The organism is Paenibacillus sp. SAFN-117 (assembly GCF_051966115.1).
GTDB classification, from domain to species: domain Bacteria; phylum Bacillota; class Bacilli; order Paenibacillales; family NBRC-103111; genus Paenibacillus_L; species Paenibacillus_L residui.
Map to the genome: position 1 here is coordinate 1 of NZ_JBQCLK010000043.1, position 24931 is coordinate 24931.

Consider the following 24931-nt stretch of genomic DNA (forward strand, 5'->3'; position numbering starts at 1 on the left):
CAATCCCGAGAATACCCTACTTTTTTGTCGCCTGTGAAGGCTCCAAATCTTGGTACACAGAATACTTTACGCCATCGGAAGAGGCGGCGAGTGGCCTATTCTAGAGCAATTGTGCACGTCTTCCCTCGACAAAGCGGCGCCACGCCCCGATCTAGAGCAATTGTGCACGTCTTTTCGGAAAAGGCGCGTCTCGCCCTGATCTAGAGCAATTGTGCATGTCTTTTCCCGCAAAAGCGGCCAAGTGACTTATTCTAGAGCAATTGTGCAGGTCTTCGGAGCGATTTTGGCGAAATCGCTCCATTTTATCAAAAAGAAATGCACTTTTGATCGTCTTTCGCCCTTTTTTGGAAAAAGGGCCTGATTTTAATGTACTTTTGCTCGTCTTTGAGCTATTTCCCCTTTTTTTGACAGTAATTTTCCCGCCCAGGAGCCACTCACCCTTTTCCGCAGGAACTTTTCATCATCAGACGAACCCGTTATTCGGCAGCCAATACCTCGTATTCACTCCCGGCCTGCGTGTCGAAAGCATATAAGGCGGCTTCCGGCGAGACTGTGCTGATGATTTGCCCCGCGCTATGGACCACCAACGGTTGATCGCTGCGCAGAGTGCAGCGGCTGCCCGCATTGGAGCGGAGGATGGCTCGGGTCAAGCGGCCTGCGGCCCATTCCAGATCCACCTCGAAGCCGCCTCGCGCCCGCAAGCCGCGGATATGGCCGTCTGCCCATGCAGCCGGCAAGGCAGGCAGCAGCCGCAGCTCTCCTCCGTGCGATTGCAGGAGCATCTCGGCAACTGCGGCCGTTCCGCCGAAGTTGGCGTCGATCTGGAACGGCGGATGATTGCCGAACAGATTCGGCAGCACCGATTGGGCCAGAAGCGCATAGAGATGCTGATAAGCTTGCTCAGCATCTTCCAGCCGCGCCCAGAAGTTGACGATCCATGCCCGGCTCCACCCGGTATGCCCGCCCCCATGGGCCAGCCTTCGCTCTAACGTCCGTCTCGCCGCAACGGCCCAATCCGGCGTCTGGCGAGCGTTGATTTGTTCCCCGGGATGGAGCGCGAACAATTGTGAAATATGCCGGTGCCCGGGCTCCGGTTCGTCGTAATCGTGAAGCCACTCCATAATTTGCCCGTGCTTTCCGATTTGCGGCTGCGGGAGACGGCTTCTCGCTGCTTGAAGCTGTTGGCGGAACGACTCGTCCTCATGCAAAATTTCTGCCGCTTCTATACACGCTGTAAAGAGGGCGTACAATATTTGCGAATCCATCGACGGCCCCATGCATAGTACGCCTTGGCTGCCGCCGGCAGCCAAATATTTGTTCTCCGGCGACAGGGACGGGCCGGTCACCAGACGGCCCTGCTCATCCTCGACCAAATAATCGAGGAAAAACTCGCATGCCTCCTTAAGCGTGGGATAGGCCCGCTGCGCAAGGAAATTTTTGTCCAGCCCATAGCGGTAATGCTCCCATAGATGGAGCGACAGCCAAGCCGCGCCCATCGGCCAAATAATGGAGGAGAGAATGGCTCCGTCCATGGCCGTGTCCCCCCACAAATTGGTGTTGTGATGAGCGACGAAGCCTCTAGCCCCGTACACTCGGGATGCCGTTCGGCGCCCGCTGGCCTTCATGCGGTCGATTAAGTCAAAAAGCGGCGCGTGGCATTCCGCCAAGTTGCACACCTCGGCGGGCCAATAATTCATCTCCGTATTAATATTAATCGTATATTTCGATTCCCAGCTCGGGGTAAAATTATCGTTCCAGATGCCCTGAAGATTGGCCGGAAGCGAGCCGGGGCGGGAGCTGGCCATTAACAGATAACGGCCGAATTGAAAAAACTGCTCGATCAAGCCATGATCCGGTTCCCCGGCCTGAACCCGCTCCAATCGTTCATCCGTAGGCATGGAAGACCTCCTGCTGGCATCCTCCGGATCAGCCAGCCGCAGCTCCACTCTCCGGAATAAAGCACGGTGATCCTGCTCATGCCGGCTGCGCAGCTCTGGATAGGCCGTATTCGCGGCGGATTTCAACCTTCCGCGGCATACTTCCAGCGGCTGCTCATGGCGGTATGTCGTTGCCGCTGCGAGATAGAGCGTAATCGAGTCCGCTTCCTCAACCGCGAGGAAATCCCCGACAACCCGCACTCTTCCGCCATCGCTGACTGCTTGCAGTGCCGCACAATATTCGATCCCGTCCGGGCCGCATTGCCCCGCCATCGCGATCGAATCATCGCCAATCGAGACCGTTCCGCGGTCGAAGGGCCGCCGGCTAAGATTCGCGCTGAGCGTTAATCCTCCGGGCTTGTCACAGAGCAGCCGGATAACCATCACGTCGTCTACGGCACTGCAAAACAGCTCGCGGGTATAGTTCACCTGGCCGATCGTATATTCGACCCGGGCCACCCCCGCATCCATATCGAGCTCTCTCCGGTAATCCTCTACTTTCCCTTGCTGGCCGGAAAAATATAAATTCAAATCGCCCAGCGGCTGATAGGGACCGAAATATTTGGGTGACGAGGTTAGCGCCATTCGCGCCAGCCGTTCAGCTTCCTCGGGCCGTCCCGCGAACAACAGTCTGCGGATTTCCGCAAGATGCGCCGGTGCGTCGGGGTTGTCTCTCTCCATCGGTCCCCCGTACCAGACTGAATCCTCGTTCAGTTGGATTTTCTCCTCGGCCACTCTGCCGAATATCATCCCGCCGAGCTTGCCGTTGCCGATCGGAATCGCCTGGACCCATTGGGCGGCCGGCTGACGATACCAAAGCCTGTTCCTGTTTAACGCGGGGTCAATTATAACCTCTTGCAATCTAATCCCTCCCGGCTACAAGAGTAACTCTTTCCTATGCATTTTTGCCAAACACGACTCCACCGTCAATATATAGGGGAGAGCCCATCATAAACTTCGATTCGTCCGATGCCAGGAACAAGGCGGCCTTGGCCACATCCTCCGGCCTTCCCAGCTCGCCGCTGAGCTGGCGTGTCTTAAGCGATGCGATAGCCGCTTCCGGATCGTCATAAGACGTCCGCAAATAATTCTCGACGAACGGTGTCAGAATCGTACCGGGCAAGAGCGCGTTGACCCGAATGTTATACGGGGCATAATCGACCTGCATCGATTTCGTCAGAGCCAGAACCGCACCTTTGGTCGCTGCATAAGAAGCGCGCCGGGCCAAGCCGATTTCGGCAATACAGGAAGACATGTTAATAATCGAGCCTTCCTTGCGCTCCATCATATGCGGCAGCACATATTTAGAGGGCAGATATACTCCCTTGATATTAATGCTCATCACCTTGTCCCAATTCTCCGGCTCCACCTCATGGAGAGCGCCGACTCCGCTGATGCCGGCGTTGTTGAACAACACGTCAATCCTTCCCCATTTGGCTATCCCCTGAGCAACCATAGCCTTAACTTCCTCGGGGCTCGTCACATCCGCCTTCTGGAAGATAGCTTCCCCGCCGTCTGCTGTAATTTGCTTGACGGTCTCCCGGCCCTTCTCCTCATCCAGATCGTTAACGATTACGAGTGCGCCCTCCCTGGCGAATAACAGGGCGGTGCTTTGCCCGATTCCCGAACCGGATCCGGTAATCAGACACACTTTGTCCTTCAATCTCATCGTTATACCTCCTGACTCCGTTTATAATATGTACCGCACATGCACGGGCTCCGGCTTACTCACCGCCCTTCACCCCGATACGATCATAATATTGGCATAGGGCGTCGTATCCCCTGTACGAATGACAGCCCTGGATTCCGGACAAATCTCCTTGAATCTGACATGAGGCACAATGGTCCAGCCGACCCCGGGAACGATTTGCTGCATAGCCGCGAAGCGCTCAGGGCTGGCCGCAAGCATTTCTTCCGTGACGATGATTCGATCAATAATAAACTCCCGGTTCACGGCCTGCAGAACATCCATGACGGTGGGCAGATCATCCACCAGCGCCAGGTCCAGCCTTTCTACGGACGTAGGCACCGGGAATCCTTTATCGCTAATTGTGATCAGGTCGGTGTGGCCGGTTTCCGCCAAAATCCGGCTCAATTCCGGATGGAGAATTCCGCTTTTCTTCATTTCCGTTCATCCTCCTTGCCGCCACCGATGACCTGGTTTCGTTGCTCCAGCGTAATCTGCTCGCGTATGGATGGGGCGGGCTTCTTGAAATAGAGCTTTTCCCGCCCGTCTACCAATACCACACTGACCAGCTCCCAGCCTTGCTCGCCCCAATCCGCCAGGACATCGGTCTCCGTTGTCGTCCTGTACTGCCATCTTGCCGTCATCCTTCATCCTCCCTCTCAAAGACGCCGCCATCAACGGATCCATATCCTTCTGCCTCGCTCCATAGGCAGCGAATTCTCCCACCGCACGACTTTCTTATCTTTCCATATGATCTTCCGGCTGCGCGGCTTTGACAGTCAATCCGCCGTCCACCATCAGCAAATGGCCGTTCACCTGCATCGCTTCCTCGGACGCCAAGAAAACAACAGCGTCACCGATCTGCTTAGCCGTACCCAGTCTCTTCATCGGATTCGCTTCAATCTCCTTCTGGCGGATAGAAGGATCGGCCAAATAATCGGTACACATATCGGTATCGACCGTGCTTGGGCCTACCGCATTCACATTAATGTTATATTTGCCGAGCTCGATCGCCATTCCTTTGGTCAGCATGTGAGCGGCTGCCTTCGAGGATTGATAATGGGGAATGACCGGGCTCGTCACCATCAGACTGGCCGTCGACAGGACATTGACGATTTTCCCGTACCGTTTATTCACCATTTTCTCCGCCGCCCTCTGCGAGCAGAGGAAAATCGATTTGACATTAGTGTTATAAGTGCGGTCCCAGGTTTCTTCCTTTATCTTCAAAAAGGGCTCAAACGGAGCAATTCCGGCATTGTTTACCAAAATTTCCACCTCGCCAAGCTCCTGCTCGACCTGCTCGAACATCTCCAGAACCTGATCTTTACGGCCGACATCGGCCTGCACTACCATTGCTCTTGAGCCTAGAGCTTCCACCTTGGCCTTGATGGCTTCTGCCAGCTCGCGGGACCGGTCGGACGTATAATTGATGGCCACGTCCGCCCCTTCTTCAGCCAATCTAAGCACGATAGCCTCTCCGATACCGCGGCTGCCTCCAGTGACGAGCGCAATTCGCTTTTCCAATCTTTTCACTTTATTCTCCCCTTCCGCAGGTATAGCAATGAAAACATGAATACTGGCCCTCAATCGTCGCGGGCTTTTATCTATAATTCCGTGAATCAACTAAGCTTTTCCCGGCAGCTTTCAGCAGCCCCGGCTTCATGCTTCCGCCTTCGCCTGCCTTTTGCTTCAACACCTCATTGGGCAAAAAGCTTCTGTCCGGCTATAGGCTCGGACCGATCCGGTTAATACTGAATTCCTGGTGCCCCAGTATTTCTGCCTTCGTCAGCTTGCCCCGACTGACCTCCTGAATTTCCTCCCAGATGCGTTCCCCGGCTTCCTCCAGACTCAGCGTTCCTGTCAGCATATCGCTGACGTCAACGTCCATGTTGTCGGTCATCCGCTCATACATCTGCTTGTTACCCGTAATCTTGATCACCGGCACGACAGCGGATCCGGTTGGCGTGCCCCGCCCGGTAGTGAAGCAGACGATATGTGCTCCGCCTGCGGCCATTCCGGAGACACACTCGATATCGTTGCCGGGCGAATCCATAAAGTAAAGACCCTGGCCGGGAATCTGCTCGGCATACTCAATGACTCCCTCGATCGGCGCCGTACCGCACTTGCTGATGCAGCCAAGCGATTTCTCCTCGATCGTCGTCAGGCCGCCGGCAATATTGCCGGGGCTCGGATTTCCCCCGCGCATATCAGCTCCCATCCGCTCGACTTCCTTCTCGAACCGGTTAACGATATGATATAGCTGCTCCGATATCTCTGGAGTCCTGCACCTGCCGGCAAGCACATGCTCCGCCCCGATAATTTCCGTCGTCTCGCCGATGACAATGCTGCCTCCCTGTTGAATCAGACGGTCCGCAGCCACGCCGAGCGCCGGATTCGAGGCAAGTCCGGAGGTCGCGTCAGAGCCTCCGCATTTTACCCCTACCTTCAGCTCGCTGAGCGGAATCTCGACCTTCTCCTGGCGGTCCAGCTCCTGCCGCATCCGCTTCGCCAGCTTGGTTCCATGCTGGATAGCCTTCACCGATCCCCCGACCGATTGAATATCAAACACCTCTACAGGTTTACCGGTAACCTTAATGGCCTCCGCCAGAGCAATCGGGTCCACCACTTCGCAGCCGAGACTTACAATGATAACCCCTCCGACGTTAGGGTTACGGCCTGTGCCTGCCAAAACATTAAATGTCCGTTCCTTGTCCGCACCAATTTGACTGCATCCATGCTGATGAGGAATCGCTACCGTATCCGGAACTAGCTGAGCTATTCTGCTGCACACCTGGTTAGAACAAATTACGGTCGGAATAATCAGCAGATGGTTGCGTATCCCTGCCTCTCCGTTCGCTCTCCGGTACCCCATAAATGTACTCATACTCCCGTCCCTCCCGCAGCTTGTGCTTGATCTCCGCGTCCGCGTATCCCTTCCACATTATGGACATGAACATGACATCCCTTGGCGATGTCACCGGTCGCCCGCCCGATAACTTCTCCGTATTTGCAGACGTGCGTGCCTGCAGGGATAGGAACAATCGCCACCTTATGCCCGAACGGAATCGCTTCCATAATGGTTAACGAATGAACGTCATTAGCCGCAAGATACGTAATCCGATCCCCCGGCTTCAAATCCTTGATAGCCGTAGCCACATGATCCTTGGCATCCATGACCAGCGCTTCCGCTCCGGCCTGAATGGGTCCTGCCATAATCATCAATCCTCTCTCGATTGGAATGTTATCGATAACTCCAAAATAACAATACCACTTCGAGCTGTCAATCCTTATTTTCGGGTTAACGAAAATTCCTTGAATGGAGCCGACACTTGCAGCCGTAACCGATTCAATGGCGAGGGACGTATTGGCGACTCTTAGAAAAAAAGCCTATAATCAAAGGGGTTATTGCAGGCCATTGATTAACTTCAGTTCCCCAGTGTGATAAAATATCGTTAATCTTAAAGTAAAAGGACGAGAATGAGTGGTCACAATCTACGATATAGCCAAAAAAGCGAACGTCTCCGCCATGACGGTATCCAGAGTTATCAATAACACCGGGCGCATCAGCGAAAAAACCCGGATGAAGGTCAAACGAATCATGGAAGAGATGAATTACGTTCCTAATTCGATGGCGAGAAGCCTCGTGCTGCAGGAAACAAAAATTTTGTCCCTTCTCATTACCGATATTACGAATCCGTTCTATACAACGCTTGCCCGGGGAGCGGAGGATGCGGCCAAGCGGTGCGGGTATAAGCTGCTGTTCGGCAATAGTGATGAAAACTTGATCAAGGAGAAGGAATATGTTGACATGATGCTGACGGCCCGGGTGGACGGCGTATTGTTTGCCCCGGCGGGAGACGGCTCTCTGGAGCATCTGAACACTCTCCGCAAGCACAATATTCCGCTAGTGCTGCTCGATCGGGAGGTTCCCGGCTTCGAAACCGACATGGTGCTCGGGGACAGCAAGGATGGGGCGCGCAAGCTCGTCGAGCATCTCATCTCTCTTGGTCATAAGCGAATTGCTCTGATTAACGGAGCTCTTCAGGTCTCAACCGCACGCCATCGACTTGCCGGGTACAAAGAAGCTCTCAAGCTGAACGATCTTCCTTACGATGACCGGCTGGTGGCGGAATTCGGCTACAAGCCTTTCGCGGACGATTCGTCGCTGGATGAACTGCTTCAACTGGACGATCCTCCTACGGCGATCTTTGCGGCTAACAATTTTTTGGCGATAGGAGTTATTCGTGCTCTGCGGGCTAGAGGAATTCCGGTTCCCGAACAGATTTCCGTCGTCTGTTTCGATGATTTGGGCGAAAGCTCGGTCATTGATCCTTTTCTAACCGTGGCGGCTCAGCCGGCTTATCAATTTGGGGCGCTGGGCATTCAGCTGCTCATCGAACGGATTCAGGACAAATCCGGGGAGGATTACCGCAAAATCATTCTGCCCCCGGAGCTGATCGTCCGCTCTTCCTCCAGAGAGCGGTCATGAAGCAGCCGACACTCGCTTACAGTTCATTAAGATTACGAGCCGTCCCTTTGTTCACTGCTATTACAGCTTGGCCATTTCCTCAAGGATGACTTTTCTCCTTTTCTTAATATACTGCTTAATAAAATTCCGCTCACGGCGAAACTGCTGCGGGGAATGTTCGCGGGTCTTGTCGTTTTCCACATATTTGCTTATGCTTCCATGGAGCTGATTAATGAGAGGGGACAGCTTTCTGGTTGTAAAAGAGCTTTTAAGGATTTGACGGAGGATGGCTTTGTAGCGCTTGCGCACGGAAGGATAAGCCAGCAGCTTGTGGGTTAACGTATTTCTTCCGGTAATCGGCACCGGACGGCTGCCGAAATATTTGCCGTAGCTGTCTCTTCCCCAGGTTCCTTCATAATCCCAAGGGATGATTCGGAAGCAGCGGCGTTTTTTATGCCAATAAAGAGCGTAATTTTGATTAAACCCGTCGTAATTTCCCGTCAGTACCGCACCGGCTAACCAGCGCAAATAATTGTCAATATCCAGATTTGTAGATAAATAAGTCCATAGTTCTTTTTTGCCCAGAGAATTGAGATTGGAAATAAAAGACTTAAGCCGGTTTCGATCCTCTTCGCCGCCGATGATTAGATGGTACCCGTCAAAAAGTGACGATTTGCTGCGATTCGTCTCCGGGCTGATCAACCCGAAATTGGCGTCATCATTCGTAGCATAAAACAGGGATTGGAACGGAATCTTCCTTCTTCTGAAGAACGCCCGGTCCACCGCCTCGATTTCCAGATAGACCCCCCTGTTCTTCCGATTAATCTCCAGCAGGGAGAAGCTCGTCCTCGGGCTCGGAACCCCGATCTGTTCAAAGAAACGGAAGGACAAGGCATTGCGGATCATCGACGGATCGTCGAATTCGGCGTTCAAATGAACGGTGCGCCCTTTACTGCGGATTTCGTAAGATTTTTTGGGATAGGTCCGCGTATGACCTCCTCTTACCCGGATTTTAATCGGCACCCATTTTCCCGACTTTTTGTAAAAGGCTTCAGCAAACTGATCGCTCCATACATCCTTATGCAGCCATTTCCACGAGCTGTCACTGATCATAATTTGTCTTACCGGCATAGTCATGAGTCATTCACCCTTTTCCGGATACTCGCAGCGAATTTTACCAAGCATACGTAAAAGCTGCAGCAGCTCTCTTATGTCTTAGAGACTGTATGCAGGGAAAATTAAGTAAAGCCTATCTTGGTCAGATAGGCTTCTGCTAATCACTGTATGCATAGTCGGTATCCCGGGAAACGGCCAATGCCCAAGAACCGCCAGGTTAGCCGGCGGTTCCTCAGTCCGGATTGATCTGATCCTTGACGGGCAACAAGCTGCCGTTTACCAGTGCTTACCGTGAGTACCGTGGGTACCACGAGTTCCGTGGGTGCCGCCTTTTTTGTGTTTACTTTTGTGTTCGTCTCCTGTTTTGTGTTTGCCGTGAGTACCGCGAGTGCCGCTTGTTTTGTGTTTACTTTTGTGTTTACTTTTGTGTTTGCCGCTCGTTCCACGAGTGCCGCCGGATTTGCGTTTGCCTCCCGTTCCACGAGTGCCGCCGGATTTGCTGCTGATTTCAGCTTCCGGCTCTACCATTTCCGAGATTATTTTCTCCATACGGAATAACCTCCTTTTCTCTTAATGCTATAATCTATGAATCCGGACATAGTTTGGATTGGGGAAAATGATTAACTCTTAAAAAATAGTAGATTATCCGTCCGCGATAATAGTTTTGCTGAAAAGTCTTCGAGATTATTTCACTGCTCCTATCAGAAAATAAACAGCCGATTACAGAGACTGATTCTCCTAATCGGCTGTACGTACACATATTCATTTAACGGTCCAGCATGTTTTCCGGCAGCCCGAGCGGCAATGGGGCCGGCTGATCGCAGCGGCTTTTCATAGCATAGTGCTTGCCTTCTCTCGCCGCCTCGTGTATCCCGTGCATGGCTTCCAGTACATGGTAGGCCAGCTCGCCGCTTGCCCTATGCGCTCTTCCGCTGCGGATGGCATAAGCCATATCCAATACCCCCAACCCCCTGCTGTTGCTTGTATAGCCGTGGGTTAGCGGAACCTCGCTCCACTCCTTGGCCCCTCTCCTGCGAATCCGTACAGGACCGTCATAAGTATTCGGATTAGGTACGCTAATCGTTCCTTCACTGCCGTATATTTCAATATTCGGAAGGGCGGAGCCTCCCAAAATATCGAAGCTCGTTATCATCGTTGCTGCTGCCCCGGAAGCAAAATCAAGAATCCCCGTCACATGGGTTGGTACCTCTACCTGAATAATTTGTCCGGATTTGGGCCGGCTCGTTATTCTTCTTTCTGCGAAGGAAATTTGGGCGGAACCGGTCACCCGGCGGATCGGTCCGAGAAGGTGGATCAGAGCGGTCAAATAGTAAGGTCCCATGTCATACATGGGGCCACCGCCCTTTAAATAGTAGAATTCCGGGTCGGGATGCCAGGATTCATGTCCGCCGCTCATCATAAAGGCGGAAGCGGCCAACGGCCGGCCGATCCAGCCGTCATCGATCAGCTTGCGGGACGTCTGGATTCCTCCGCCCAGGAATGTATCGGGAGCGCAGCCTACAAGCCGATTGGTTTCCTTCGCTTTGTCCAAGATTTGCCGGGCATCCTCTACGGTTACAGCCAACGGCTTCTCCACATAGACATGTTTGCCCGCATCCAGAGCGGCCAGGCAGACACCCGCATGAGCCTGGGGGACTGTCAAATTGATGACGATCTCGATTTCCGGATCCTGGAGAAGCTGCTCCACCGTGCAGGCTACAGGGATTTGATACTCTTCAGCCTTGGCACGAGCCCTCTCCAAATCCAGGTCCGCACAGGCCTTCACCTCCAACAAATCGTAGGATTGGCAATTTTGCATATAGATTCCGCTTATTTTGCCGCAGCCGATAATTCCGACTTTGACTTTTTCCACGAACTTACCACTCTCCTATAAGGAATCTTATGTGTCTGTCCGATGGACGAGCATTCTCAGGAACTCCGTAAAGTTTGGACTTGCTATCGCTGTGGGACTTATTATTTGGTGATTCGTCGGCACTCCGAGGCAAGTTTGGACTTCCAATCGCTCCGTTGGACTCATTGTGTGGTGAGGCGCGGCACTTCGAGACAAGTTGGACTTCCAATCGCTCCGTTGGACTCATTGTGTGGTGAGGCGCGGCACTTCGAGAGAAGTTTGGACTTCCAATCGCTCTGTTGGGCTCATTATGTGGTGAGGCGCGGCACTTCGAGGCAAGTTGGACTTCCAAATCGCTGTTATCCTCAGATTTCTATGGAATTTATTATTGAAGGTTGAAATCCGAAGATAACGATGCGACCGCTGCCGCTTTTCCAGTTCCAAACTTTCTTCTCCGTGTGCTTTTCACCAAGCATAATGCTCCCAGCGCTTATTTTCCGCCACCTGATCGAAGGGGATATTAACCAGATACATCGAGCACCACCCATTGATCAGACCACTGCCCCTATAAATCTTCACTTCAACCGTTTCGCCAGACAATCTCCGGTATACCGATGAACATCAACAGCACTTTTCTTCCCAACGGGCGGGCAAAGTTTTTTATTGCTCGCTGGGCCACCAGGCGGATATCGTCGCCATGCCCCCGGTGCTGCGCATGATGCGGCAAGGGATGGTATGGGCGGCGAGATAAATAATTGCTAATCAGAGGAGTGGACCGAACTGCCATGGGGTCTGACCACGTAGCGCCACAGTGAGTGCAAGGACACGCGTAACTCTTCGTCCAGGCAACAGGCATCTCTACCTCGCCGAAACGGGTCGTGGCGAGCACCCGGATAGCCGGATCTATGTGCATATAATACTGTTCGGAGCAGACGTGAAAATCGTCTATCCCCTGCATAATCGGGTGTTCCGGCTCCGTGATGACCACGTCATAATGAACTCCGTCCCCGCCGGGATGAGCTACCCATTGACCGCCGACCATAAACTGATATTGAGTTTCATTGCGGAAGGAATCTCCCATCCCTCCATGGCAGCCGGCAATACCGGTCCCGCTCTCGACGGTTTCAAGCAGCGGAACTAGCTGTTCCTTGGAGATCTTCCCCATCGTCCAAACCGGGACAATCAAATGATAGTCGGCCAGCTTCTCCTTATCCCGAAAGCTGTCCAGCGTATCGGAGAGATGTACCTGAAATTGTTCCTCTCTCAATTCCCGCGCCAGCAATTCGGCCACCTCTGCGGGCTGATGGCCTTCCCATCCTCCGTGAACAATCAAAGCCCGTTTCATCGATCTATGCCCTCCTCCAACTCGTCTTCCGAGAGCTCCGCCATGCGGACCCAGCGCCGTTCCGCAATCGAACGCTCCACCGCTTCCAGCACCTCCTGGCAGCGGACGCCGTCCGCGAAATTCGGCTGAGGCTGGCGATCTTCACGAATCGCGTTCATTAATTCCAACACTTCGTGAATGAAAGTATGCTCATAGCCGATCGTATGGCCGGGCGGCCACCAGGCATCCATATAAGCGTGCGCGGGATCGGTTGCCAGCACCCGGCGGAAGCCTTGAGTATCTTCGTCGTCATCCGTCAAATACACCTGCAGCTCGTTCATCCGCTCGAAATCGAATTTGACGCTTCCCAGACTTCCGTTAATTTCGAAGGAGTTGGTGCAGCGGTGTCCGGGAGCCATGCGGCTGGCCTCGAAGCTTCCCAGAGCACCGTTCGCAAAGCGTGCGAGGAATAAGGTGGCGTCGTCTACATCCACCTTGCCCTTGGGCGCATCCTGGCTTCCTTTCCCGCTTAGACCCGTCATCGAATCGGGCAGCGGGCGCTCGGTGACGAAGGTTTCGCTCATGCCGATCACCTCCTGAATCTCCCCGACCAAGTAATGCGCCAGATCGATCAGATGCGCCCCCAAATCGCCGTGCGAGCCGGACCCGGCAATCTCCTTCCGCAGCCTCCAGACGAGCGGAAATTGCGGATCAATAATCCAATCCTGCAGAAACCACGCGCGGAAATGATAAATCCGCCCGAGACGTCCCTCGCTGACGAGCTTCTTCGCCAATTGGACGGCCGGAGCGTACCGGTAATTGAAGCCGATCATATGCTTCACTCCCGCCCGTTCCGCCTCCTTCAGCATCTCCCTCGCCTCCGGCAGCGTAACCGAAAGCGGCTTCTCGCAGAACAGGTGCTTGCCGGCCCTGGCCGCCGCCACCGCAATCTCCTTATGTACGTTGCTCGGCGCATTAATATCGATCAGGTCGATGTCTCCTCTGGCCACCAGAGCCCTCCAATCCGTTTCGCAGCTTTCCCAACCGAATTGCTGTGCAGCCTGCCCGACAGCGTCCCGGTCCCGGCCGCAGATCGCTTTCATGACCGGCTTAATCGCGTGCGGAAAGAACATCGGCAGATCACGATAGGCATGGCTGTGCGCCTTCCCCATAAACTTGTAGCCCACCATCCCAATACGGATAAGTTCCATATCTTTCAGCTCCCTCCAAATGATATGGCGGGGCGGACGATCCCGCTCCCTCTTCACTCCTGCAAAACAAGCGTAACGAGATTTAACGGCCCCTTCGGAACGGCAGCAGCCTGGCGTTCAATGATTTTGTAGCTCCATACACCTCTTGGTAGATATCAAATAGCCGAGCGTACTTCTCCCGCGCCTCCGGACGCGGCTCATACCTGTTCGACCGGGTTATGAACCGGGCGGCGCATTCCTCCAGCGTGGAAAACCACCCGCAGCCGTAAGCAGCCAGCATGGCCGCTCCCATAGCCGGACCCTGCTCGCTCCCGAGCTTGACGACAGCCGCATCGAAGATGTCCGCCTGCATCTGCAGCCAGACCTCGCTCTTGGCGCCGCCTCCGATGGACACGACTGTGTCGATGGTCTTGCCTCCGGCTCGCATCAGCTTCACTGACTCATGAAGGGAAAAAGTGATTCCCTCCATTACGGCCCGGACGAAATCCGCTTTCGTGTGGGCGCTGTCCATTCCGATGAAGCTTCCGCGAATGAGCGAATCCGCATGCGGGGTGCGTTCGCCGGCTACATAAGGGGTAAACAGCAGGCCGTTGGCACCGGGAGGAACCGATTCCGCCAGCTTCATTAAAGCCCCGAAGCTCTCATTAGCCGCAAAATTGTTTTTGAACCAGCTTAAACTATAACCCGCAGCAAGGGTGACTCCCATCGCATAATAAGCATCCGGCTTGGCATGATTGAAGAAATGAAGCCTTCCCTGATAATCCGCATCACGGTTCGTCTCGCAGGACAAAATAACCCCCGACGTACCAATGCTGCACAGCGTCTCCCCCGGGCTCAGAATGCCCGCCCCGACCGCTCCGCAAGCGTTATCCGCTCCCCCGGCGAATACCCGGGTATCAGTAAGCAGTCCCGTCTCTTGCGCTATCCCGGGCAGCAGATGCCCGACGCAGGCATGTGACTCGATCAGCGGAGGGCACAGGCTTGGCGGCAGACCGAGACTGTCGCAGATGGTTTCGCTCCAGCGTTTGGAACCCACATCCAGCAGAAGCGTTCCTGCCGCATCAGAGTAGTCCATATGTAGTTGACCGGTCAGCCGGTAGCGCAAATAATCTTTGGGCAGCACAAATGTAACGGCACGGCGGAAGCATTCCGGCTCCCGATCACGCACCCACAGCAGCTTGGGCAGCGTGAAGCCTTCCAAAGCAGGGTTTTTGGCAATCGCCAGCAGCCGGTCACCCAGCTTTGCCTCGATTTCCCGGCATTGGGCCGTCGTTCTTGTATCATTCCAAAGGATGGCATGACGAACCGGTCTATGCTCCTCGTCCAATAAGACAAGCCCGTGCATCTGCCCGGAAAAGCTGATCCCTTCAATAGATTCCGGCGGAACAGCCGCACGGAGCAGCAGATCCTTCAAGCATAATTTCGTTTGCCGAACCCACTCCTCGGGGTCCTGCTCGCTGTAGCCGGACTGCAGCTGAATAAGCGGATATTCCCGCGAAGCTTCATGGCAGACCTCCCCCTCCCGGCTGACCAGCACCGTCTTCACGGAGCTTGTTCCCAAATCGATGCCGATAACATATTTCATAATTATCGCTCTCCTGGCTTGAAATTCGTTTCGTCCTATTTCTCCACTATATAACTAAAGCTGTCGATTATACCGAGCAAATGACCTCGTTGATGGCCGCTTTCAGCCATTCCTGCCTCCCGGATTCGTTGCGGATCTCGCGGTTCTGCATCGCGTACTGCTCCAAGGTATGCAGCGTCGCTTTCCCGGAGACGATCTGCTCCCCGATTCCTTCCCGGAAGCTCCGGTATCTCCGTTCGATGAATGAATCCAGAATGCGCTCCTCGATCAGCCTGGCCGCCGCTTTCAGCCCTTTGGCGAAGGAGTCCATGCCGGCGATATGCGCGTAGAACAAATCCTCAGGCTCGAACGAGCCCCGTCTCACCTTCGCATCGAAATTGATTCCTCCCCGGCCCAATCCGCCATTCTTAAGCAATTCGACCATGGTCAGCGTCGTCATGTACAGATCTGTCGGAAACTCGTCCGTATCCCATCCCAACAGCAAATCCCCCTGATTGGCATCGAGCGAGCCGAGCATCCCGTACATGCGCGCCACATAAATTTCATGCTCGAAAGTATGGCCCGCCAGCGTGGCGTGGTTGGCCTCCAGATTTAGCTTGAAATGGTCAGCCAAACCGTAGCGCTGCAAAAAAGCAATCGTCGTGGCCGCATCGAAATCATACTGATGCTTCGTCGGCTCCTTGGGCTTCGGCTCAATCAGAAACTGTGCGTCAAAACCGATTTCACGGGCATAGTCAATGGCCATGCGGTACAATCGGGCCAGATTGTCGAGCTCCAGCTCCATATCGGTGTTCAGCAGCGTTTCATAACCTTCCCGGCCGCCCCAGAACACATAATTTTCGGCCCCGAGCTCCTTACCGATTTCCAGGCTTTTCTTAAGCTGGGCCCCCGCATATGCATAGACGTCCGCGTTACAGGACGTCCCTGCCCCGTGTACAAACCGGGGGTGATGGAACATATTCGCGGTATTCCACAGCAGCTTGACCCCGCTGCTCTTCATATAGCCGCGCATCATCTCCACGATGGTATCCAGATTCCGGTTCGTCTCCCGCAAGGTGTCTCCTTCGGGTGCGATATCCCGGTCATGGAAGCAGAAGTAGCGAACTCCGAGCTTGCCGATGAATTCGAACATTGCCTCCACTCTCACTTTGGCCAAGTCCATCGCCGAATAACGGTCCCAGCTCCTTATCATCGTCCCGGTGCCGAACGGATCGCTCCCATTACCCGTCAGAGTATGCCAATAGGCGACGGAGAAACGGAGATGCTCCTCCATCGTATGGCCGGCAATGACTTCGTCCGGGTTATAGTGCCTGAAAGCTAACGGGTTCCCCGTTTCCCGGCCTTCATACTTAATCCTGCCGACTTGCTTGAACCAATCCATTTTGCATTCCCTCCTTGTAAGCGATTTCCTATTCTTCAGTGGTTTTTACCAGCCGATATACCCATCCCGCATTGCAGGAAAAGCTTGAGCCTGACCGCGCCTGTTCATTCATCAAGCCGTTCATTTCTCGGCTGGTTGAAGCGTTATACACCTATATCTACAGCCATCATAGCAGGTTTTCGAAAGTTTGTATATCGATTGAACTAAGTTTTTGAAATATATATTTCTAATTGTGCTTTTCAACATCTATTGTTACATTTGTTTTAGTAGACTTGGCAAATAATTCGGGAGGCTCTATGAAACGAACAGGAGATCAATATCTGGTTAAACAAATTAATAAAAGCATTGTACTCGATACGATCCGCCGTCAGTCTCCGCTGTCCAGAGCACAGGTATCTTCATTGACGGGACTTCATAAAGGGACGGTGTCCAGTCTCGTAAATGAACTGATGGAGAATGATTTGGTTAAGGAGATCGGAACCGGGCCGTCCAGCGGCGGACGCAAGCCGGTCATGCTCTTGTTTAACAAAACAGCGGGATATGCCGTAGGTGTGGATCTGGGTGTCAATTACATACTGACCGTTCTTACGGATCTGGACGGAAATATTGTCTTGGAACGGAACGTCAAGATAAGCGACCGCTCCACAGAGAACGTGCTGACCCAGCTTAAAATATCGATCCGGGAAGTCATCGACCGCTCCCCTCCCAGCCCTTACGGAGTTATCGGGATCGGCATCGGAGTACCCGGAATGGTTGATAATAAAGGGCACGTTCGCATGACGCCCAATCTGCAATGGGATGAAATCGACCTGTCCGGCGTATTGACGAAGGAATTCGGGTGTCCGGTCAGAGTGGATAACGAAGCCAACGCAGGAGCCATGGGGGAAAAGCAGTTCGGCGCCGGCCGCAAATTTTCGGATTTGATTTATGTCAGCATTGGGATAGGAATCGGAATCGGAATTGTGATCCGTGGAGAGCTGTACAGAGGAGCCTCGGGGTTCTCCGGAGAGATGGGGCATATGACTATCGAAGCTAACGGCAAGCCGTGCAAATGCGGGAATAGAGGCTGCTGGGAGCTGTATGCTTCCGAGAATGCGCTGCTGGAATCGGCGGAGGCCCTACCGCTTCCTGCCCAGTCAGTTGACGGCGGAAATGCTCTCGATCTAGATGTGCTTCTGCGGGCAGCCCATGAGGAAATTCCCGAAGTAATTTCGATGTTCGGAACAGTGGGACAATTTATCGGCATCGGATTGTCCAATATTGTCAACACCTTCAACCCCGAGCAGATCATCATCGGTAACCGGATGACTACTGCCGAGAAATGGCTGAAGGAGCCGATGCTGGACGCGTTTCACAGCCGAACACTGCCGGTCCACCGCCACCGCACCAAAATCGAGTTTTCGAGCCTGGGCACCCATTCCGCCGTTCTTGGGGCATCCCATTTAGCTGTCTCGGATTTCTTCGACCGGATGAACGTTTATATGGATCGATAACCTGTACCCCTCTGCCATCTCCCCTTGCGTTCGTCCCAAACCCGCGTTACAGAGAGGAAAATGAGTCCGGCTTGCTTTCCTCTCTCTGCCCTCACCTCCCGCCACCGACTTTCATTCCGCACCCGCAATCGTTTAAAATAGATGGAACTATAATTTTAAGGAGGGACCATTCATGCTTTCCATCGGGCAACCCGCTCCGATTTTTATCGCTGAAAGCACACAAGGAATAATCGCGCTTAATGAATATATAGGTAAAAGGCCGATCGTCCTTATTTTCTATCCGCTGGACGAAACTCCGGGATGCACTGCTCAGCTGTGCGCTGTGCGGGATGCCAAGGAAGAATACGCCCGCTACAACGCGCTCGTCGTCGGCATCAATCCGGCTTCGGTTGCCAAACATAACAAATTTGCCGAACATCACGGATTCGATTTTCCGTTAATATATGATATGGGAAGCAAGATCAACGAAATGTATAAAGTCGGTAAAATGCTGTTCGGCCTGCTGCCGCAGAAACGGACCGTCTATGTCATCGGCCTGGATGGCAAAATCGCTTACGCTCACCGGGGCTCGCCTTCTACGGAGGAAATCCTTCAAGCCATTGCCCACCCCCCTGGCGCAGAAGCCGATGAGTGAAGTAGTGGACAAGTTCACGTGAGAAGACCTGGATGTCCCATGCCGGGCGTACACGATAAAGAGGCGCCAAAACCGGTTGGCGCCTCTTCTCAATTATTCTCTTATTGGGATAAGCGAAGAGCTAAATTGTACAGCTCCATATTGAACTCTTTCTTCGTATTGACGACCAAATCGATGTCGGTAGCCACCAATTCTCCCTTAATGACTCCACAAGCCTTGCCGGAGTCCCCGGCGAGCAGGCGGCGTACGGCGAAGTCTCCCAACTTGCTGGCAAGAATCCGGTCGTTATGGGTCGGAGTTCCTCCCCTCTGGATGTGGCCGAGCACAGTGACACGAACTTCAATGTCGTTCAGCTCGCCGATGGTCCGGGCGATATCCTCTCCCTTGCCGACACCTTCCGCCGTAAGGATAATACTATGCCGTTTCCCGTTGTGGAAGTTCTCCCGCATCCGCTCGGCCACTTCCTTCAGATCGAACGGAACCTCGGGTACGAGGATCGTCTCGGCACCGCTGGCCAGTCCTGCATACAAGGCAATATCTCCGCAGTGGCGACCCATAACTTCGACTACGGAGGATCTCTCGTGAGAGGTCATCGTATCCCGCAGCTTATTAATGGCGTCTACAACAATGCTGACCGCTGTGTCGAAGCCGATCGTAAAATCGGTGAACGCGATATCGTTATCGATCGTCCCCGGCAATCCCATTGTCCGAATCCCCAATTTGCTCAGCTTGTTCGCTCCCTGATAAGAGCCGTCCCCGCCTATGACAACGAGGCTGTCGACCCCTCTCTTGCGAAGATTCTCGGCAGCGATGCGCTGGCCTTCCTCCGTCAGAAACTCCTTGCAGCGGGCCGTCTGCAGAATCGTTCCGCCTCTTTGAATAATATCTCCTACACTGCGCAGATCCATCTGCCGGATATCATCGGTAATCAGCCCCTGGAATCCACGCTGCACCGCGTAGACGTCCAAATTATGAAAAAGAGCGCTTCTTACTACAGAGCGAACGGCAGCGTTCATTCCCTGGGAATCGCCGCCGCTCGTCAGTACAGCAATCGATTTAACAGTCATATTGTTTTCTTCCCCCTAAGTGCAAGTCCTACAACTCATTATAAAAAAAAATGCCCCCGGAATGAAATAGTTTCTGAAAAAAGATGCCTAACCGCTATTTTCCATATCACTTGGGGCCGTTTCATTAACCGTATTTTTCCCTGCAAAAGACTGCAGCCACCGGCCATCCGCGCCGACCCAATATTTAAGAACGCATACGAATCCAGACACTGTTCGCCCAGAAGAAAATGCGGGTCATCGGACTTTTTTTCATCAACCGGCGGGAAATCCGTCTGACCTCCTTCTGCTTGCTAACCTTCGGATCGGACAGATACAGGGCGATCAGCCCTTCAATAATCATTCTGTGGAAGGACGGGGCTTCGAGGACGGCTACCCGTTCGCGGGCGTTCTGTACAATTTCGGCAATTCGTTCCACCGACTGCTCCATTGTATCATAATAGCTGCAAAAGTTAAGATCCCCGCCTGCCCGATCTTCTTCCTGGTCTATCAAATAATCAAGCATAATGTGAAGACCGCATACGTATGGAAAATACGCCTCCCGGATGCCGCTTACCCGCTCCTTCGTCAGCCCCGGATCCTGGGCGGCCAGAAACAGCATGAACACCCCGAGCGTGGAGCCGGTCGCCGCGGCAAACTCGTTCCACTTGAGCTGGGAATAATTGGCCGCATGCTGATTCCACCAGCGCAGAAGCTCATCCTCCCGTAAATCATGGCGAATATGCTTGTACACCTGTAAATCACAATAAAGGGAGACTAACTCCCGTATCTCTTTCTCCACCAGTCCGTATGACGGCAGCTCACGAATATGCGACTGGCAAGTTTGTACCAGCTTCAACAAGTAACCCTCGTCTTCCTTCTCCTGCCGGAATTCGTAATAGTCGTGAGTCGGTGCTGCCGGATCGACGGCATCCAGCATCGACTGGTGAAGCCGGCGGAAATCCTGCGGGTCCAGCGAGGTGCTTCGATCACATAAATTGTCCAGATAGTCGCTTATCGTCTGGAAAGCAACGATAAGCGGAATAAGAATATGGCGGGAAGGCAGATTGGCTGCGGCATATACAGCGCCGCCCTGACAATGAAATTGCTTGCTTGTCATGCTGGCGATTGCCTGCTGTCGCAGCTCCTCGTCCGGTATTTGTTCAGCTTCTTCCCTCCAACGACTCAATTCGTTTTTTACTCCGGGGAGCACATACCGGTAAACCCGATGCATCAGATGCAGGGGATTTCTCGGGAAAAGTTTGGCAGCGTCATGATGTATACTCAAGTAGCGAACCTCCGCAGCACTGCTGATAGCTATATTCCAACAGGAGTACGATTTCGAGCCGTTGAATCGCCCGCAGCAGCCGGATGACCGGCTGATCCGCAGAGCTCTGAACGGCTTCCACCAGATCGGTGAACCGGCAAGGATCCCATTCGCCCCGCCCGCTTAAAGCCAACAACCCGGTCAGGTGTGTAGACGAGGAGAGGCTCTCCTCCCTGCCGGCAACAAGGCCCTTGACGCGATCCTGAACCTGACTGTGAATCGGATGAGTTCCCGCCCGGCGGAACCAGTATTTCGCGTTGCTGTAATCCCCTTCCATCCGGTGCATGATGCCGTGCCAGTAACTGCCCGTGGCGTTCTCGATTCGTTGGGACAGCTCATGGGAATCGTGCAAATTCTCATTCCACAGGTAAAGACCGGATTTCACGCCAAGACCAAAGGGAAGCTTCTCCGGATCACCGCCTCCCAGCAGCTCCGGATTAACACTGTTAATTCTGTGGTTCAAATCCTGCTGCCATGTGCCCTCCGGCTGCAGGGATGGCTCGTGCTTCCACAGTGCCTGAACAAGATCAGGCAGAAACCTGTCATTCATAGAGTACCTCCTATCACTCACATATGGCTCCACTGTATTTATCTGCTCTCCGCCTACCCGAAAGCCGCTGTCGCCTACATGTGGATTTTATCGGACATTTCCTGGTCGACCCGGTACCATAGGTGAAGATCGTTAATCATGCTGGCCAATTCGGCGATTTCCGAGTTGAGGCTGCAGGAAACGGCGAAATCATCTTCCCGGTTCAGCCGTTCCTGTTTTTCCATTATTCTGCTTTCCAGATGCTTGATCCGATCAGGAATGGTTCCCCTGATTTGTTCCCATTGATAGAGCATTTCCGCGCGGTCCTCCTCGGAGTAACTCTCCCACTCGCGAGGCAAATCCGGCACGTAAATCCCCAGACGGCCGTCATATACGAATTCCGGTCTCCACAAACCTTGCAGCCCCTTTTTTGGCAGTCTTCTTATTATTTTAATGTATCATTTCTGCCGCGTAACTGCCAGTCTTTGCTACATTGCAACCAGAGTGTTTCCGGGAGAGGATCCATTTTTTCTCTTTCTAGTTCATTGGGATGTGATATACTAGAATTAATTTTGACGATTTCTTGAACGTTTCGGAAGTGACTACATGCATTCCTTCAAAGGAGTTCTACCAGCATGAACCTCTCCCATGAGATGCGAACGGAAGCCCGACCACCCCGGCAGATCCGGTTTTCCAAGCTGTTCGCTTTCTTTATTCCGCTCGGGATCTCGGCCAGCCTTGTTACGATCTCTCATGTCATCATTAACAGCACATTGGCCAGAGCCGCCCAACCGGAAGCGGTGATCGCCAGTTACGCTATTGCCCTCAGTCTGCTCGGCATTACCGAGAAACCTGCAGCCTTGCTGCGTCAGACCTGCTCGGCACTGGTCCGCGACCGGGTATCATTTCGTGCCATGAGCGCCATTGCACTATATGTATTTGCTTCGATCTTTGCATTGGGGCTGATTATTTCTTATACCGATCTGGGCCGTCTGGTCTTCCGGTATTTTTTTGGCGTTCAGGAGAACGGGCTGCAGGAGACCATCGATGCCTATAGAATACTGATGTTTGTCAGTATTTTCTCGGGCATCCGCTGTCTCTACCACGGGATAATCATTTTTAATAAAAGAACGACCTGGCTAACGATTGGTATGATTATCCGGCTTGTGGGGATGTATGCCTTGGCGCAATATTACATTATGACCGGCAAGGTGAACAGCGGCTCCGTCGGAGCGGTTATTTTTTTGCTCGGTATGGTCATTGAAGCGGCCGTCAGCGTCTGGGAAGGACGCAAGCTCTTGAAGAAAGTCATTCCCGAGAAGGTGGAGGGGCACCCGATCTCAACCAAACGCCAAATTTTTCAGTTCTATCGGCCGCTGCTCTACTATTCCCTGCTGGCCGTAGTAGTCGGGCCTGCCATTAACGCCATGCTGGGCAAGTCCTCCAATATGGAGTTGGCCATCGCTTCCTATGCCATCGCCTTCAGCTTGGCGCAATTGGCGCAAAGCTTCTTTTCCTACATTCATCAAATCGTGTTGAATTTCTACCGGACAGACCGGACGCAGGTAATCCGCTTCACGCTGATGCTGTCCTTTATTCCGGCCTTGCTGGTGGGGATGCTGGCGTATACTCCTGTTGGGCCCTGGTTCATGGAGAATCAAATGGGAGTTAACGAGGAGCTTATGCAGGCCAGTCTGGAGGCGCTTCGGGTCTTCATGATCATGAACCTGATCTTTCCCTGGCTGGATTTCTTCAACGGAATCGTAATGCTGCGCGGACAGACCAAAATTATGGTCTGGTCTCAAGGCTCCAATGTGGGGGTTACCCTTATCGTGCTGCTGATCTGTATTATTGCTGCACCTGGTTGGAACGGGACGATCGGGGCTCTGGCGCAATCCCTCGGCTTCCTGATGGAGCTTGCCGTCGTCCTGCTTGTTCTCAGAAGGGTGTCCAAAGAACCGGAACGCCCGCTTGCCCGGGGTTAGCGCCATTCGGCGGTCTAATGTGCCGAGGCGCCGCCATAACGGTTTCGGACAAGAAACAACGCCGACAGCCTGCAGGCATCGGACCGGCAGCCGCAGGCCCGTGACTCCAAGATATACCAAGAATGATTAGAAAGAAGGCTTCTCATGTCTGAACCCGACATCACACCGTCCCCTGCCGCCAAGCATCGTCCAACGGGTGCTACCGCAGGCTCGGATGCTGTACTTAAGTCTTTCACATTTTTGTTCTTCATGACGATGTCCATTATCGTCTCCGTCTTTCCGATCTACTTCGATTATAAAGGTTACAGTAAACTGCAAATCGGAATGCTGTATTCTATCGGCCCGACCGTAGGCATTGCCGCCAACTTGTTCTGGGGTGTTCTAAGCGACAGACTGCAGACGATCAAGAAGGTGATGATCACTGTTCTCGCAGGACAGCTCATCGCCCTGCTGATCATGTTTCAAGTCGATACTTTCACGGTCATGTTCATAGTCATGACGGCTTACTATTTCTTCCAGACTCCCATGAACGGGTTAATTGACAGCCAGACCCTTCTGGTCGCGAGTAAGACCGGGAAGAGCTACGCCTCCTACCGCATTTGGGGATCGTTGGGCTTTTCCTTCGCTTCCTTGTTTTTTGGCATGGCTCTGAGCGGGTTAGGGATCCAATCCGTCACCTTCCTTACCCTCGGGACGGTTATCATCTCTTTTGGACTGGCCTTCCTGTTGAAAGACAGCAGAGCAGGGGCGCGCAAGGCGGATTTTAGCGGAGTGCGCAGCATTTTGTTCTCGAAGCAGCTGCTCTGGTTCTTTCTCCTTATTCTGCTTCTCGCGATCCCGGCGAAAGCGAATGACGGGTTTCTGGCTCTCTACATGATCGGACTGGGAGCCAACGAAACGATCATCGGGTATTCCTGGATGATTTCCGCTCTCAGCGAAATTCCCGTGATGTTTTTGCTCAGCAAATACGGCCATCGCTTCAAGGAGCTGCCGCTGCTCGGATTCGCCGGCTTGATCTATGGAATCCGCTTCCTCCTTATGGCCTCCGTTCAGAATCCGTATTGGATTATTGCCATCCAAGCCATGCATTGTCTGTCCTTCGGCATCTTCTTCATTACCGCCATCCGGTATATCACCCAGTTGGTGCCCGACGAGTTCCGGGCCAGCGGGCAGGCGATGTTTAATGTCGTATGGGGAGGGATGGCCGGATTGGCCGGCGGAGCTATCGGAGGGCAATTATTCGATTTATGGGGAGGTGATACGGTCTATCTGTTTGCATCCATAACGGCGTTTATTGCCAGTGCGGGATTTTTTCTGACCCACATTTCCAGAAAATTCAGCGTCTAGAGAGAATTATCC

General features: G+C 53.3%; 23 protein-coding genes. 5 read left to right on the plus strand and 18 right to left on the minus strand.

Annotated features, from left to right (window positions below; all coding sequences use genetic code 11):
• Window positions 1–476: 476 nt before the first annotated feature.
• The 7 genes from ACTHRH_RS22610 to ACTHRH_RS22640 all read right to left on the minus strand — a co-directional run bounded on the left by ACTHRH_RS22610 (window position 477) and on the right by ACTHRH_RS22640 (window position 6837).
• Entirely contained in the window at window positions 477–2798 is a 2322-nt protein-coding gene (locus ACTHRH_RS22610; protein ID WP_440417737.1) for a glycoside hydrolase family 95 protein, read from the minus strand.
• A gap of 34 nt (window positions 2799–2832) precedes the next feature.
• Window positions 2833–3606 carry an SDR family NAD(P)-dependent oxidoreductase gene (locus ACTHRH_RS22615; RefSeq protein WP_150959600.1) on the minus strand — a complete coding sequence of 258 codons (774 nt, stop codon included), beginning with the start codon at window positions 3604–3606 and terminating at the stop codon, window positions 2833–2835.
• Between the two features lie 69 nt (window positions 3607–3675).
• On the minus strand, window positions 3676–4062 hold the full coding sequence (gene rbsD, locus ACTHRH_RS22620; RefSeq protein WP_144931897.1) for a D-ribose pyranase: 387 nt from the start codon (window positions 4060–4062) through the stop codon (window positions 3676–3678).
• The gene (locus ACTHRH_RS22625) at window positions 4059–4268 is read right to left on the minus strand and encodes a hypothetical protein (protein WP_144931900.1); all 210 of its coding nucleotides are present in this window, start codon (window positions 4266–4268) and stop codon (window positions 4059–4061) included. The genes rbsD and ACTHRH_RS22625 overlap by 4 nt, the downstream gene beginning before the upstream one ends.
• 94 nt (window positions 4269–4362) lie before the next feature.
• Window positions 4363–5157 carry an SDR family NAD(P)-dependent oxidoreductase gene (locus ACTHRH_RS22630; protein ID WP_150959599.1) on the minus strand — a complete coding sequence of 265 codons (795 nt, stop codon included), beginning with the start codon at window positions 5155–5157 and terminating at the stop codon, window positions 4363–4365.
• 190 nt (window positions 5158–5347) lie between these two features.
• Window positions 5348–6508, minus strand: a complete 1161-nt coding sequence (locus tag ACTHRH_RS22635; protein WP_379288506.1) for a UxaA family hydrolase — start codon at window positions 6506–6508, stop codon at window positions 5348–5350.
• On the minus strand, window positions 6505–6837 hold the full coding sequence (locus ACTHRH_RS22640) for a UxaA family hydrolase (protein WP_440417740.1): 333 nt from the start codon (window positions 6835–6837) through the stop codon (window positions 6505–6507). The genes ACTHRH_RS22635 and ACTHRH_RS22640 overlap by 4 nt, the downstream gene beginning before the upstream one ends.
• 268 nt (window positions 6838–7105) lie before the next feature.
• Between ACTHRH_RS22640 and ACTHRH_RS22645 the strand changes: the two genes are divergently transcribed.
• Complete coding sequence (locus tag ACTHRH_RS22645; RefSeq protein ID WP_144931908.1) at window positions 7106–8113, plus strand: substrate-binding domain-containing protein; 1008 nt, start codon at window positions 7106–7108, stop codon at window positions 8111–8113.
• A gap of 60 nt (window positions 8114–8173) precedes the next feature.
• Here the strand turns inward: ACTHRH_RS22645 and ACTHRH_RS22650 are convergent, their stop codons facing one another.
• From ACTHRH_RS22650 to xylA, 7 genes are all read right to left on the minus strand, one after another.
• The gene (locus ACTHRH_RS22650; RefSeq protein WP_440417742.1) at window positions 8174–9229 is read right to left on the minus strand and encodes a CotH kinase family protein; all 1056 of its coding nucleotides are present in this window, start codon (window positions 9227–9229) and stop codon (window positions 8174–8176) included.
• Window positions 9230–9484: 255 nt separating this feature from the next.
• Window positions 9485–9757: a hypothetical protein gene (locus tag ACTHRH_RS22655; protein ID WP_440417744.1), complete on the minus strand. Its 273-nt coding sequence runs from the start codon at window positions 9755–9757 to the stop codon at window positions 9485–9487.
• A 217-nt stretch (window positions 9758–9974) separates the two neighbouring features.
• Complete coding sequence (locus tag ACTHRH_RS22660) at window positions 9975–11081, minus strand: Gfo/Idh/MocA family protein (RefSeq protein ID WP_440417746.1); 1107 nt, start codon at window positions 11079–11081, stop codon at window positions 9975–9977.
• A gap of 559 nt (window positions 11082–11640) precedes the next feature.
• Window positions 11641–12405, minus strand: a complete 765-nt coding sequence (locus ACTHRH_RS22665) for a ThuA domain-containing protein (RefSeq protein WP_440417748.1) — start codon at window positions 12403–12405, stop codon at window positions 11641–11643.
• On the minus strand, window positions 12402–13595 hold the full coding sequence (locus ACTHRH_RS22670) for a Gfo/Idh/MocA family protein (protein WP_440417750.1): 1194 nt from the start codon (window positions 13593–13595) through the stop codon (window positions 12402–12404). The genes ACTHRH_RS22665 and ACTHRH_RS22670 overlap by 4 nt, the downstream gene beginning before the upstream one ends.
• Before the next feature lie 82 nt (window positions 13596–13677).
• Window positions 13678–15180, minus strand: a complete 1503-nt coding sequence (gene xylB / locus ACTHRH_RS22675; protein ID WP_440417752.1) for a xylulokinase — start codon at window positions 15178–15180, stop codon at window positions 13678–13680.
• Window positions 15181–15247: 67 nt separating this feature from the next.
• Window positions 15248–16561 (minus strand): xylose isomerase, encoded by a 1314-nt coding sequence (xylA, locus tag ACTHRH_RS22680; protein ID WP_440417754.1) that lies wholly within the window; start codon window positions 16559–16561, stop codon window positions 15248–15250.
• Window positions 16562–16857: 296 nt separating this feature from the next.
• On the opposite strand from xylA, the gene ACTHRH_RS22685 reads away from it, so the two are divergent.
• Window positions 16858–18054 (plus strand): ROK family protein, encoded by a 1197-nt coding sequence (locus ACTHRH_RS22685; protein WP_379288523.1) that lies wholly within the window; start codon window positions 16858–16860, stop codon window positions 18052–18054.
• Between the two features lie 172 nt (window positions 18055–18226).
• On the plus strand, window positions 18227–18688 hold the full coding sequence (locus tag ACTHRH_RS22690) for a peroxiredoxin (protein ID WP_150959592.1): 462 nt from the start codon (window positions 18227–18229) through the stop codon (window positions 18686–18688).
• A gap of 101 nt (window positions 18689–18789) precedes the next feature.
• On the opposite strand, the gene pfkA is transcribed toward ACTHRH_RS22690, so the two are convergent.
• From pfkA to ACTHRH_RS22710, 4 genes are all read right to left on the minus strand, one after another.
• Window positions 18790–19755, minus strand: a complete 966-nt coding sequence (gene pfkA / locus ACTHRH_RS22695; protein WP_144931925.1) for a 6-phosphofructokinase — start codon at window positions 19753–19755, stop codon at window positions 18790–18792.
• 184 nt (window positions 19756–19939) lie between these two features.
• The gene (locus ACTHRH_RS22700) at window positions 19940–20965 is read right to left on the minus strand and encodes a tetraprenyl-beta-curcumene synthase family protein (protein WP_144932236.1); all 1026 of its coding nucleotides are present in this window, start codon (window positions 20963–20965) and stop codon (window positions 19940–19942) included.
• Window positions 20966–21002: 37 nt separating this feature from the next.
• On the minus strand, window positions 21003–21608 hold the full coding sequence (locus ACTHRH_RS22705; protein WP_379288526.1) for a hypothetical protein: 606 nt from the start codon (window positions 21606–21608) through the stop codon (window positions 21003–21005).
• Window positions 21609–21682: 74 nt separating this feature from the next.
• Window positions 21683–22000 (minus strand): hypothetical protein, encoded by a 318-nt coding sequence (locus ACTHRH_RS22710; protein WP_144931929.1) that lies wholly within the window; start codon window positions 21998–22000, stop codon window positions 21683–21685.
• Between the two features lie 222 nt (window positions 22001–22222).
• Here ACTHRH_RS22710 and ACTHRH_RS22715 point away from each other — a divergent pair, with 222 nt between their 5' ends.
• Window positions 22223–23572 carry a multi antimicrobial extrusion protein MatE gene (locus ACTHRH_RS22715; protein ID WP_379288528.1) on the plus strand — a complete coding sequence of 450 codons (1350 nt, stop codon included), beginning with the start codon at window positions 22223–22225 and terminating at the stop codon, window positions 23570–23572.
• Between the two features lie 144 nt (window positions 23573–23716).
• The gene (locus ACTHRH_RS22720) at window positions 23717–24919 is read left to right on the plus strand and encodes an MFS transporter (RefSeq protein WP_144931933.1); all 1203 of its coding nucleotides are present in this window, start codon (window positions 23717–23719) and stop codon (window positions 24917–24919) included.
• The last annotated feature ends 12 nt before the right edge of the window (window positions 24920–24931 follow it).